General features: G+C 58.6%; 13 protein-coding genes. 9 read left to right on the top strand and 4 right to left on the bottom strand.

Annotated features, from left to right (window positions below; all coding sequences use genetic code 11):
* The first annotated feature begins 272 nt into the window (after positions 1-272).
* The 3 genes from EPN93_01605 to EPN93_01595 all read left to right on the top strand — a co-directional run bounded on the left by EPN93_01605 (position 273) and on the right by EPN93_01595 (position 1,882).
* Complete coding sequence (locus EPN93_01605) at positions 273-722, top strand: MarR family transcriptional regulator (GenBank protein ID TAL39485.1); 450 nt, start codon at positions 273-275, stop codon at positions 720-722.
* Positions 719-1,192 carry a DUF4442 domain-containing protein gene (locus tag EPN93_01600; GenBank protein TAL39484.1) on the top strand — a complete coding sequence of 158 codons (474 nt, stop codon included), beginning with the start codon at positions 719-721 and terminating at the stop codon, positions 1,190-1,192. The genes EPN93_01605 and EPN93_01600 overlap by 4 nt, the downstream gene beginning before the upstream one ends.
* A 111-nt stretch (positions 1,193-1,303) precedes the next feature.
* Complete coding sequence (locus EPN93_01595; protein ID TAL39483.1) at positions 1,304-1,882, top strand: flavodoxin family protein; 579 nt, start codon at positions 1,304-1,306, stop codon at positions 1,880-1,882.
* Between the two features lie 53 nt (positions 1,883-1,935).
* Here the strand turns inward: EPN93_01595 and EPN93_01590 are convergent, their stop codons facing one another.
* Positions 1,936-3,453 carry an ATP-binding protein gene (locus tag EPN93_01590; protein TAL39482.1) on the bottom strand — a complete coding sequence of 506 codons (1,518 nt, stop codon included), beginning with the start codon at positions 3,451-3,453 and terminating at the stop codon, positions 1,936-1,938.
* 135 nt (positions 3,454-3,588) lie between these two features.
* Complete coding sequence (locus tag EPN93_01585; protein ID TAL39481.1) at positions 3,589-5,532, bottom strand: bifunctional metallophosphatase/5'-nucleotidase; 1,944 nt, start codon at positions 5,530-5,532, stop codon at positions 3,589-3,591.
* 193 nt (positions 5,533-5,725) lie between these two features.
* Between EPN93_01585 and dusB the strand changes: the two genes are divergently transcribed.
* From dusB to larC, 6 genes are all read left to right on the top strand, one after another.
* Positions 5,726-6,718 (top strand): tRNA dihydrouridine synthase DusB, encoded by a 993-nt coding sequence (dusB, locus tag EPN93_01580; protein TAL39480.1) that lies wholly within the window; start codon positions 5,726-5,728, stop codon positions 6,716-6,718.
* On the top strand, positions 6,715-7,431 hold the full coding sequence (gene rsmI / locus EPN93_01575) for a 16S rRNA (cytidine(1402)-2'-O)-methyltransferase (protein ID TAL39479.1): 717 nt from the start codon (positions 6,715-6,717) through the stop codon (positions 7,429-7,431). The genes dusB and rsmI overlap by 4 nt, the downstream gene beginning before the upstream one ends.
* Positions 7,432-7,563: 132 nt before the next feature.
* The gene (gene flgM / locus EPN93_01570) at positions 7,564-7,866 is read left to right on the top strand and encodes a flagellar biosynthesis anti-sigma factor FlgM (GenBank protein ID TAL39478.1); all 303 of its coding nucleotides are present in this window, start codon (positions 7,564-7,566) and stop codon (positions 7,864-7,866) included.
* Between the two features lie 68 nt (positions 7,867-7,934).
* Positions 7,935-9,107, top strand: a complete 1,173-nt coding sequence (locus EPN93_01565) for an iron-containing alcohol dehydrogenase (protein ID TAL39477.1) — start codon at positions 7,935-7,937, stop codon at positions 9,105-9,107.
* 5 nt (positions 9,108-9,112) lie between these two features.
* Positions 9,113-9,886, top strand: a complete 774-nt coding sequence (gene larB, locus EPN93_01560; GenBank protein ID TAL39476.1) for a nickel pincer cofactor biosynthesis protein LarB — start codon at positions 9,113-9,115, stop codon at positions 9,884-9,886.
* The gene (gene larC / locus EPN93_01555; GenBank protein TAL39475.1) at positions 9,883-11,055 is read left to right on the top strand and encodes a nickel pincer cofactor biosynthesis protein LarC; all 1,173 of its coding nucleotides are present in this window, start codon (positions 9,883-9,885) and stop codon (positions 11,053-11,055) included. Before larB ends, larC begins: the two co-directional genes overlap by 4 nt.
* On the opposite strand, the gene EPN93_01550 is transcribed toward larC, so the two are convergent.
* Positions 11,044-11,502, bottom strand: coding sequence for a purine-binding chemotaxis protein CheW (locus EPN93_01550; GenBank protein ID TAL39474.1), 459 nt, complete (start codon positions 11,500-11,502; stop codon positions 11,044-11,046). The two genes, larC and EPN93_01550, sit on opposite strands and share 12 nt — an antisense overlap.
* Positions 11,503-11,610: 108 nt before the next feature.
* On the bottom strand, positions 11,611-12,351 hold the full coding sequence (locus EPN93_01545; GenBank protein ID TAL39473.1) for a hypothetical protein: 741 nt from the start codon (positions 12,349-12,351) through the stop codon (positions 11,611-11,613).
* Between the last annotated feature and the right edge of the window lie 64 nt (positions 12,352-12,415).

The following is a 12,415-nucleotide window of genomic DNA, read 5'->3' as shown; positions in this document are numbered from 1 at the left end:
GCCATCGGCCAAAGGAGCGCAGGGGGCATTCTGTGCTGGGAATTCTACTGGGGCGACACCGAAAACCACCCTACAAGAGCCTCACCCACAAAAATACTCCGCCGCACCGCCTCACATTAAGCATCTTTCGTCCACGCACACACCAAACCATGAGTGAGGTATGCCTATTTACGCCCAGCTCCCAGGAAAATGATTCACACTCGTATTCCCTTCGCAGTGAAAATAAGTGTTGACATTTAGTTGATGTATCAACTATTGATTAATCAACGAGAATGCTCCCCATGACCATGCCTGATAAACGCCTCCTCTACCTGATCTCGAGGTCAACCCATGCGCTCAAGAGCCATCTGAAAAGGGAATACGCGGCGGCCGGCGTAAGCGTATCCCCCTCGCAAATGGGAGTTCTTTTTCTCCTCCTCGAAAAAGACATGCGGCCCATGAACGAGCTGGGGAGACTGCTCGATGTCGATAATTCGGCTATCACCGGCCTGGTCGACCGCATGGAAAAGCTCAGTCTGGTCGAACGCCGGATGAACCCTGAAGACAGAAGACAGTTCCTTATTGGTATCAGCACTCAGGGTAGGCAGGAGGCGAAAAAAGCGGGGAAGATCGCGCACGAGGTGAACCGGGCGATCGGCGACGGTTTCACGATTGAAGAGATGAGAGTGTTCACAAGGGTTCTTTCAGGTTTCCTGATAAAATTTTCCGGAGGCGGACAATGAGCACGGCGTTGAGTATTTACAGGCGTATGGAACGACTTCCCCTTGGCAAATATTTCTTTTCCCGAATTCTATGCCTTAAAGCTCCCTACTTCGGCACGATCAGACCCCGATTCATCGAGCTCAGGCCCGGATACGGCGAGATAGGAATGAAAAAGCGCAGGCGCGTACTCAACCACCTGGGTACGGTGCACGCACTCGCCATGGGCAATCTCTGCGAGCTTGTCGCCGGCATGACCCTGGACGTTACCCTGCCGGGAGCGCTTCGGTGGATACCTGTCAGCATGAACATAGAATACCTCAAGCTCGCGAAGACCGCGCTCAAAGCCGTCTGCGAAATCCCCTCCGCCTCAGTTTCGATGCCGGGAGATCACACGGTACAGGTAAGCGTGACCGATACATCCGGGACCAAGGTTGTGCGCGCGGCTATTACCATGCGCGTTTCTACGAAGACAACGCGCAAAGACCCATGATTCCCTGGTCAAATTCACCCGGTTATCCCCGCGCATATTCGACCGGAATAATATTGAATTCCAGCTTCCCGGTTGATATAATTCAGTAACCAGGAAAATAAAGAAGGGACCATGAAGATACTGTTCATCAATGCATCACCCAGGAAAAGCGGCGTAACGGCAACCGTTCTCGCGGGAATGCGCGCGGCCCTGCAGGCGCATCATGCGGTTGAATGGATCAACATCAGGGATATCAAGATCGCCCCGTGCACGGGCTGCCTTGGGTGCAGGCCGGACCGGGATTGCGTGCTTCCCCGCGACGGCGCGCACCACTTCGCGGATGAGGCAAGGAACGCGGATATGATCATCGTGGGCGCCCCCGCTTACTGGGGAAACATCCCGGGCCCGCTTAAAAACCTGTTCGACAGAAACGTCACGACCTTTGAGTATATCGAAGCAGGACCAATGAAAAAGCTGCCGTCTCCCCGCCTCAGGGGAAAGAGCGCGATCTTCGTGGTAGCCTCGGGCTCGCCCTTCCCGTTCAACCTGATGTCGAACCAGGCCGGCGGCACCATAAGAGCGCTCAAGACCGTCTTCAAGGCCGGCGGAATTAAAATCCGCACTGTCTTTGCGATCGGAGATGCATACCGCTTCCGGGAACGCGAAGAAAGGGTTATGCGAAAGGCAAAAAAAATCGCGCTCGGATTATAATACCTGAGTATCTCATATGTGTTCCCTGTACGGGAACGACAATTAGACCACCTTTAAACCTCGTAACTGCGCTGCAGGTTTTTATAGGACAAGGCCTCGAGCAAATTGCGCTTTTCAATGGAATCGCTCCCGCCAAGATCCGCGATAGTGCGCGCGACTTTAAGAAGACGGAAAAATGAGCGGGCCGAAAGGTTCATCCTCCCCATCGCGCTTTCCATAACCGCGACCGTATCATCCGTGAGCGCGCAATAGCGCTTGACCTCCGGATTGCTCATGCGCGCGTTGCAGGAGGTTCCGCCGGGACCGAACCGGCGCGACTGTATTTCCCTCGCCCTGAGCACCCTTTCCCGGATTTCCGAGGACGGCTCTCCCCCGCCGCCGTCCATCAGGTCGCGGTACGGAACGCGCGGCACCATGACCTCGATATCGATGCGGTCCAGTATGGGACCGGAAATTTTCCTGAAATAGTTCTTTACCGAGGACGGGGGGCAGGAGCACGCCGTCTCCGGATCGAACAGGAAGCCGCACCTGCATGGATTACTCGATGCCACCAGCATGAAATCCGCCGGGAAGGTCACGGAACCGCTCGCGCGGGCGATCGTGATCTCACTGTCCTCAAGCGGCTGGCGGAGCGCCTGGATGACGTTCGTCCTGAATTCAACGAACTCGTCCAGGAACAGAATACCGTTATGCGCAAGGGAAATCTCCCCGACCGAGGGTATCCTTCCCCCGCCCACCAGCGCCGCGTCGGAGCTCGTGTGATGCGGCGCCCTGAAGGGCGGCTCCGTGATGAGCCCCTCCCCGGGGCCCAGCATGCCCCCCAGCGAATGGATCATCGTGCTGCCGATCGCCTGCTCCCTCGTGATGGCGGGCAGGATCGTGGGGATGCGCCGCGCGAGCATGGTTTTGCCCGATCCGGGGGGACCGTACAAGAGGATATTGTGGTGCCCTGCAGCCGCGATCTCGATAGCGCGTTTCGCGGTTTCCTGTCCCCGCACCTCACTGAAATCGTTCCTGAACAGGGATTCGCGGCAGGGGCCGGGGCCTCCCCGGTAATGCGGGACGTTCCCGCGGCAAGCCTCGATCGCCTCGGCGATCGACGAAACGGGGAATATCGCGATTCCCTCGATGGCCGCCGCCTCGTTCCGGTTTTCATGGGGAACGACTATCCTTTCATACCCGTGACGCATGAGCCTGATCGCCATGGAGATGATTCCCCTCACGGGTTTCACACGGCCGTTCAGGGCGAGCTCCCCCACCATGGGCATCGCGCGAAGCTCGCAGGCCAGCTGCCCGGTCGCTTTCAAAATGGCCAGGGCGATCGGGAGATCGAAATTCGCCCCCTGTTTCCTGAAACCGGCGGGCGCAAGGTTTACCACGTAATTTTTAGGGGGAAACTCGTATCCTGAATTTTCAACCGCGGAGCGGATACGCTCCCTCGCCTCGCGTATCGTGGAATCCGGCAGGCCCACGATGATGAAGCCGGGCAATCCCTTCACGATATCGACCTCGATCTCCACTACGTGCGCATCGATCCCCTGCGTCGCGAATGAAACCGCCTGTGCAAACATGTCTTCCCCCGGGACAAATCCGCACACCCAAAAAAAAGGGGCGGCGGTCCTTGTGTGGAGGACCGCCGCCCCTTATCGATTCAATGCCGTGAAGCACCGGCCCCCACCCTTAATCCGGACGAGGGCCTGAAAAAACTAACTCATTTCTTTTACCATGAATTTTTTTCGCACTATACGCACGACAAGCGCAATGAGCGCAATAAACACGATAAACGCGGCGAACGCGATCCAGGTAAGCTTGGTGCCCCTCGAAAGAAGCGATACCGGATTCCAGCTCGGCTGCTTCACGATCCTGCCCTGGGACTTCGCGTATTTCGCGGGAATATCCGGCGTACCGTCGTTATCCGTATCCTTGAAGGAGCGGATAAAATCCATCACCCCCACCCATTCCTTAAGCTCCTGGATACCGGGCTTGTTCTTGTCGGCATCGACGCGCTGATCGACCAGGCTCGTAACGGTCTGGCCTTTGCGGTCTTTGGGAACTATGTCGAGGAAATGGAAGGTGTAGTCCCCCACGACTTTGAGGAAGGTCGTATCGTAGATGTTCGCGGCGATGCGGTAGAGCTGGGTGTTGCCGCTCGAGTAATCGAGCTCCTTGAACCCCTCTTCTTCGCTCCCCAGCCATATCTCCGTGACACGGTCGAAAATCACGCGGTGCGGATTGTAGGTGAACTTGACCCCCGACAACTGCAGGAAGTAATCATTCCCCTTCATGGGATATATGCTGGTGAGCACTTCCAAGGCCTTTTTGATCTCGGATGCGTACACGTAGATGGTGACAAGGGGATAGGCCATCGTGTCGTCCATGCCCACGCCCAGCGGGATGGTGCGGAACACGTCCGCCACGCACACCTTCCCGGTTTTTCCCTTGAGCAGGTGGTCACGGATGACCCCGTTCGATTCCACGCCCAGCGCCACTTTCGTCACCGGGTCCGCGGGATCGGAATCGTATTTGTTCACATACCAGCGGATCGAGTCGGTGATGAGATTGCCTATCGGGGACTCGTCCTCGATCGTTTTAAGATCGAATCCGGTTTCCGCGATCACCTTCCAGTATGAAAGGTTATGCTCGCGCAGCACGGCCTGGTCGATGTACGCGATGAACCCGTCGATCTGGCCCTGGATGGTCATGTCGGCGGGGATGCTGTCGTTTATTTCGACGAGCTTGTACTTTTCCACACTCGCCTTTCCGTTTGCCCAGGCCACGTCCAGTACGCCTAAAAACTTGCCGTATTCGTAGGCCTGCACGATTATCACGCCGTTCACCAGCAGGGGCTTGTCCTGCATGGTGTGGGTGTGCCCGCTTACAATCACGTCAATACCCGGTACCTGCTTTGCGAGCGCCTCGTCCTCCGATTCGCTGCCAAGGTAAAGCCCGCTGTGCGAGATACAAATCACCATCTCCGCCTTCTCCTGCTCGCGCAGGAGCTTCACCATCTCCCTGGACGCCTCGATCTTGTTCTTGAATTTCACCGGTGACGCGAAGGGCGAATCCCCGATCGCGATATCGCCGATCACCCCGAAAAATCCGACCTTAATCCCGTCAATGATCTTCACGGTGTAGGATTTAACGACACCCTTCTTGAAAACCGCTTCGAGCGAGTCGTCCTTGTCGCTCTCGGCGGAAAAGATCGCGCTGGAGAAGACGATTTCGGGCATCCCCTTCGCCGCACCCGCGGTCAATATGCCGGCGAGGCCCTTCGGCATAAGGTCGAATTCATGGTTTCCCAGGGTGACCATATCGTATCCCATGGCCTTCATGATCCTGAGCTCGAAGGCCTCCTCGCGCGCGGCCATGTGGAACAGCGAACCCATGGTAAAGTCGCCCGCGTCCAGGAGAAGAACCGGGTTGGTGCGCGCCTTCCGCTCCGTTTTTATCGCGGTCGCGAGCCGCGCGTAGCCTCCTATCGTGGCGTCATCCCCGGCCTTCGCGGGGGTATAGTCGAGCTCGGGCGAAAAGCCCATGAGATGAGAATGCAAGTCGTTCGTATGGAGAATGGTGATCGTCTTATCCGCCGCTATGAGCGGTATGGCGCACGCGAAAAGCAGGGCGGCCGCCATTGCGAGCAATCGTTTCATCGGGAATCTCCTTGGAAATTTTTAGTGTATATCGGGGGGTCCGATACACGAATCCTAGGGGGCGCTCCCTCCTAAATCAAGAAAAATATTGAATTGCGGATGACCGCACGGTCGGCCGATTTATGGGCCGCGTCCTAAAAAAATCATTGCACATACAACGCCGCGGGCGGGATGCTGAACGCGCGGATATCCTATGACGACACTCGGTACACTCCACCTGGAAAGCCCCCTGCTGATGGCCCCCATCGCGGGCTTCACCGATTCTCCCTTCAGGAGGATCGTCCGGCGTCACGGCGCGGGAATTACCTATACCGAGCTCATCAGCGCCGAGGGAATAGTGCGAGGATGCAGGAAGACCATGGAGCTCATGCATTTTTCTGCCGAAGAGCGTCCCCTGGGCATCCAGATATTCGGCATGGATGCGGACCGCATGGCCCAGGCCGCCGAGCTCGTCTGCGAGCTTGGTCCCGATCTCATCGACATCAACATGGGGTGCTGCGCCCCCAAGGTGTGCCACAGCGGATCGGGGGCCGCGCTTCTCCGGGACCTGGACCTGCTGGGTGAGATCGCGACAGCCGTGGTAAAACGGGCGCACATCCCCGTGTCCGCGAAGATCCGTCTCGGCTGGGACGACGATTCCAGGAATTACCGCGAAACCCTGCGCGTGCTCGAAGGTTCGGGAATTTCCTTCGTGACCGTGCACGGACGCACCCGGTCCCAGCGCTATTCCGGCCGCGCCGATTGGGAGGCCATCGCGGAAATTCGCGCGCTCGCCTCGATTCCCGTGATCGGCAACGGGGACATCGTATCGCATGACCAGGCGCTACATCGCCTTGCGGAATCCGGGTGCGCGGCGGTCATGATCGGAAGGGGAGCGCTTGGAAATCCCTGGATATTCAGCGGCAGGCAGCCTTCCATGGCCGAGCGCGCCGCGGTCATCCGCGCGCATATCGATCTCATGGTAGAGCGCTTCGGGAATTACGGCCTCATCCTCATGCGCAAGCACCTGGTGCGCTACGTGCACGGCGTAAAGAACGCGTCCCGGATCCGCGACACCCTCGTCCACCTGGATACTTACGCGGACATCATCGCGGTCATTGATTCCCTGGGTGAGATCACGGAGCACGCGGAAGACGCGACGGCGTGGAATGCCCCGCTTGACTTTAAAATGGAAGAATTCGAATGAACACGGGAACGCTTTATGTTATAGCCTCGCCCATCGGCAACCTGGAAGATATCACCTTCAGGGCGCTCAGGATACTCAGGGAAGAGACGAAGTGCGTCTACTGCGAGGACACGCGCCAGACGCGCAAGCTCCTGGAACATTACGGGATCAAGATATCGGCGCGCTCGCTGCACGCGCATTCGTCCGAAGGCCGTATCGGCGAGGCGCTCGACGTCCTGAAGGGGGGGGAATCCATCGCCTACCTCACCGATTCCGGAACGCCCGGGGTCTCCGATCCGGGATCAAGGCTCGTCGAGGCGGCGCACCTGGCGGGCATACCGGTTGTCCCCATACCGGGCGCATCGGCCCTCCCAACGCTTTTGTCCGTGGCGGGTTTCGCCGGGAAAACCGTCATCTTCACGGGATTCCTGAGCAAGCGCGAGGGGCGTATGCGGAGGGAACTGGAGCGCTACCGCGATATCGAGTCCGTAATCGTCATGTACGAATCGCCGTACCGGGCAAAAAGGCTCCTTGCCCTGCTGTGCACGATATTCCCGACGTCCCGGATCGCAATCGGCCGCGAAATGACGAAGTACCATGAAGAGATTATCACGGGCGAGGCCCCGGAGATCGCGCAGGGGCTGGACGGGCTCACCCAGAAGGGCGAATTCACCATCGCCGTGTGGAATCGACCGTCCGGAACCGCCCTGCCCGCGGAAGATGATGAAGCCTGAATCAAGGCCCGGGCCGCTTGCTGAATTCCAGCGATTTCGGTATATTTAGGCATGAATCGTGCGGATGAGTCATTATTCATTAAAGATTTGACAAATTGCGCCGATAATTGTAACAGATAGAGTAAGAGGGCAATGACCATGGTTATTGATAAAATCGGCAACATTAACAACATCGTCGAACCCAAGGGTACGAAAGCGACGCCCAAGGCGCGCGAGACCGGAAGGGCCGACCAGATCGAAATTTCCTCGGAGGCCAAACAGGCGGCCGAGCTGTCCAAATACACCCAGATCGTCAAGGAAACGCCCGACATACGCACCGAGAGGGTGAGGGAAATCAAGGCCCGTATCCAGGACGGCACCTACGACAAGTTCAACGACGACCAGGTGCTCAAAATGGTAGCGGACCGGATCGCCACCTACCTGTTGCGCAAGTAAAGGGAGCAGGTACATCATGATGAGGAAAAAGCGGAGGAAACCATCCGCTTTTTTTATCCCTGCAGAAAATGGCCACCGCGATTAAATCCATCACCGTCCCCGATTTCTATATCCCGACCGAGGTCTACCTCAAGCAGGACGTCGTATCCGAGCTCGGGGGCATCGTGAGCGCGATCGGGTCGCGCGCGCTCATAATCACCACCCCGCGCGATCTCCAGAAATTTTCGGAGGCGCTCGACCGCGTCTCCCACAGCCTTCACGGTTCCGAGGTCTCTCTCATCGTGTACGATGACCTTGTGGATTCCCCCAATACCGAGTACGTCGATTCCGCCACCTATTTCGCCAAGAAGTCCCATTGCGACGTGATCCTCGGGTTCGGGGGGATCGATTCAATAAATGTCGCAAAGGCGGTCTCCCTGCTCGCGACCAACTTCCTGTTCTGCGACGATCTCTTCGAGAACCCGCACGTGAATGCGCCGCTGCCGCTGGTGACCATACCCACGCAACCCGTGTTCGGGTTCGAGATTTTACCGCAGCTCTATATCAACGAAATCAAGAACCATTTCAAGCAGGTATACGCCCACAGGTATCTCTACCCGCGCGCCACGGTGATCGATCCCTCCTTCTCGACGGTGATCGACGACGAATCCACCGCGTACGCGAGCATTTCGGCGCTGTCCCTGGCCACGGAATCGGTCATTTCCAAAACCACCAACCAGATGGTGAATACCTACGCGCTCAAGGCGATCGACCTTACCTTCAAGTTCCTGCCCCTGGCATACCGGGAACCGGCGAACATCACGGCGCGCGCGAACCTGGCGATGGCGTCCGTGATGTCCGGCATCGCGTTTACCGTCTGCAACCTGTCGGTAAGCATGGCGATCGCGCTCGCCCTGTCATCAAGGACCGACGTCACGGTCCCCCAGGCGATGGCCCTCCTTCTCCCGCATGTCATGGAATACAATCTCACCTCCTCCCCCGGCAAGTACGTGCAGATGTCCAAGGTCATGGACGAGGACGTGCGGGAAATCACGGTCATCGAGGCCGCCATTAAGGCGGTCGAGGGCGTCCGGAAGCTCGAGATCGACACAGACATACCCCAACGCCTGTCCCACTTCGACCTGCCCAAGACCGAATTTTCGCGCATCGCGGAAATCGCGCTCTCCTATCCCTTCCTGGAAAACGCGCCCCGACCGCTCTCCCGGGACGAAATCGAAACTATATTAATCGCGGCATACTGACCCCCATGCGAGAATCGCAGCTCAAGGAAATGCTTGCCCGTTTCAAGCGGGGCGATATCGAGGAGCGGGAAGTCGTATCGGCGCTCGCGTCGCTCCAGTTTGAAGATCTCTCGTTCGCGAAAATCGATCATCACCGGGAGCTGCGCTGGGGATTCCCGGAGGTGATCTTCTGCGAGGGGAAGACCCCCGCACAGTCCGCGGCCATCGCCGGAAAGATCGTCGCCAGGGGCTCCAACCTGCTCGCGACCCGCGCCAACAGGGAGACCAGCGACGCGATCAAGGCCGCGATTCCCGCCGCGGTTTACCACGAAACCGCCCGAACCGTCACGGCGCTCGTCCACGAGCCCGAAAAAATCAGGGGAAAAGTGCTTATCGTCACCGCCGGCACCTCCGACCTTCCCGTCGCGGGCGAGGCGGAGGAAACCGCACGCATGCTCGGGCTGGATGCCGCCACGCAGGGCGACATCGGCGTCGCCGGCATACACCGCCTCATGCATTACCGGGAGCAGATCGAGTCGGCATCCGTCGTGATCGTGGTCGCGGGTATGGAGGGCGCCCTTGCCTCGGTCGTGGCCGGGCTCGTCCAGGCACCGGTGATCGCGGTTCCCACCTCGGTGGGATACGGGGCCTCGTTCCAGGGACTCGCGCCCCTCCTGGGGATGCTCAATTCGTGCGTCCCGGGCGTCGCCGTGATGAATATCGACAACGGTTTTGGCGCCGCCTTTCTCGCCTTCAAGATACTCCGCGCCGCAGCGAAGCTTGCGGAGCCGGCCCCGTGAAGGCGGTCATCTTCGACATCCAACTGGGCGCTTCGGGGGACATGCTGCTCGCCGCGCTGCTGGACCTGGGACTGGACCCGGACGCACTGCGTACGCGCCTCCAGGGCCTCGGGCTTTCAGGCTGGGAGCTGCGCCCGGACCGCATAATCAAGCACCACATCCGGGGAATGCGTGCCGGCGTATCGGCGCGCGAAGAGACCCGCGAACGGCACCTTTCGGATATCCGCGCGATCATGGAGGCCGCGAATCTGGAGCGCGGCGAAAAGGACGACATCATGAAGGTCTTCACCACCCTCGCCCGCGCCGAGGCAGCGGTTCATGGCTCCGAAATCGAACACGTGCATTTTCACGAGGTGGGAGCGCTGGACAGCATCGTCGACATCGCCGCTTTTTGCCTGGGCGTGCGGATGCTCGGTATCGGCACAATACTCTTCACCGATTTCTGTTTCGGCTCCGGCACGGTCGTCACCCGGCACGGCGAAATGCCCGAGCCCGTTCCCGCGGTGCTCGAGCTCAGCCGGGGCTTTCGCATCCGCATCACGCCCCGCACCGGGGAAATGATCACCCCCACCGCCGCTGCCATTCTCGTCGCGCTCGGGGCGCAGATACAAGGGACGGCCGGGTACGTTACGCTCGGGTCGGGCGTGGGATTCGGCACCAGGGATTACGGCGTCCCCTCGTACACGAGGGCGATCCTGGTCGAAGCCGGCGAACCCGCTCAAAGCCTCCTCCAGATCGAGTTCACCATCGACGACATGAATCCGCAGATATATCCCCACCTTATCGCCCGGGCGATCGAGCTTGGGGCACGTGACGCGTACATCGCCCCGGTTATCATGAAAAAGGGCCGGCCGGGAACGCTGGTGACCGTGCTTGCTCCGGAAGGACTGCGCGGCCGCCTGGGGGAGATGATCTTCAGGGAGACGACGACGCTGGGTATTCGATCGTTCCCCGTGGACCGGGAAATCCTCGAACGCAAGTTCGAGTCCGTCACGATCGCCGGCAGGGAGATTCGAATAAAGACGGGCTATTACAGGGGCGAGCTTGTCAACGTTCAGCCGGAATACGAGGATTGCCAGGCATGCGCGCGGGAATCGGGGATTGCGCTCAAGGAAATAATGGCCGATGCGACCAGGAAATTCCGGGAGGCGAAGGGCTTAGACCGCTAACTCTTCCATGGTGAAAATCTGTTCGATATCCAGCACTATTACGAACCCGTCTTCGAGTTTTGCGATGCCCACGATGTAGCGTCCCGATATGCCCTTGACCACGGGGGGCGGCGGCTCGATATCCTTCGACTCGACCTTAACCACGTGGCTCACGGAATCGATCGCGAGTCCTACCTTTTTCCCGCGGATGTCCACCACGATCGCGCGCTTGTCCGAACGGTCGCCGCTCTCCTCGATCCGGAAACGCCTGCTCAGGTTGATTATGGGAATCACCTTCCCGCGCAGATCGATGACGCCCAGTATATGATCCGCCGACTTGGGAAGCAGGGTGACTTTCGGGAGCTTCAATATCTCCTGGACCTTCAGGATGTCGATACCGTACTCTTCCTTGCCAATCTTGAAACAAACGATTTGCAGGGAGGTAGAGGTTTTATCTGTCTTTTCCATCGTGGCAAGTCCTCCGGCCGAATGTCGTCGCCTGGAAGTATCCTAGCGACGCCCGTTGCACATTTCAAGAACAAATTCCGGGGTAGGGAAAAAATGAGGCCGGCGGGATCAGAAGTAATAGTACCCGTAGACGTATGAGGTCAGGCCGGCCGCCAGGAAAAGGATTACCTTGATCACCGACGGCTCCCTGCCGCGGACAAGCATGTCGAAGGCTCCTATGCCCATCCCGAAAACACCGGCGGTTATACCCACGATTACGAAGTCGCGGTTATAAAAATACAAGCCCATACAGATCGCGAGCCCCAGGATCACGTCGATCAGTTCCTTGAAAAGTCTTGGGGCCTCCCGGCGAATAGACGGTTCGCCGGTTTCGAATCCCTGGGCGTCCTCTTCCTTAAAGTACCGGCGCCGGGTGCGCTCCAGGAGCTCCTGCCTGCCTTCTTTTTTATCGGTTACTTCGGCCGATTTCGCGCTGGGCTTCCGCTGCTGGTCCAGAACCGCGCGAACGGCATTGCGCACGTCGCGCGGGGGCAGGGTGTTGAAGTATTCCGCCCTCTCTACCAGCCTGTCCATCACCCCCGATTCCCTGCCGGTGGTGACGTTTTTTTCGGTCATGACCTTGCCGTTGGTTACAACCGCGTAATAGGGGTTCCCCCCTTCGTTCGCGTCCTCGATGAAGAGGCGTATCCGCTTTTCCTTGAGGTTGAAGTCCACACGGAGGTAATCCCCGGACGCCGTCGTCATAAAATACGCCATCTGGTAGCCGCGCATCTCGGAGGCACGCCTCTTCCATCCGGATTCCTTGGAATCTTTTTGCGAGGGGCTCTTTTTGATTTTCCGTGCCGTCATGTCCCTTCTACCGGTTCCGCGGTACACCTCGCGAGGCGCATACACAAAGGAGATTGGCCGGCGC

Source organism: Spirochaetota bacterium (assembly GCA_004297825.1).
Taxonomy (GTDB): Bacteria; Spirochaetota; UBA4802; order UBA4802; family UBA5368; genus FW300-bin19.
The sequence above is the reverse complement of the archived record's forward strand: the minus strand, read 5'-3'. Positions and strand labels throughout refer to the sequence as shown.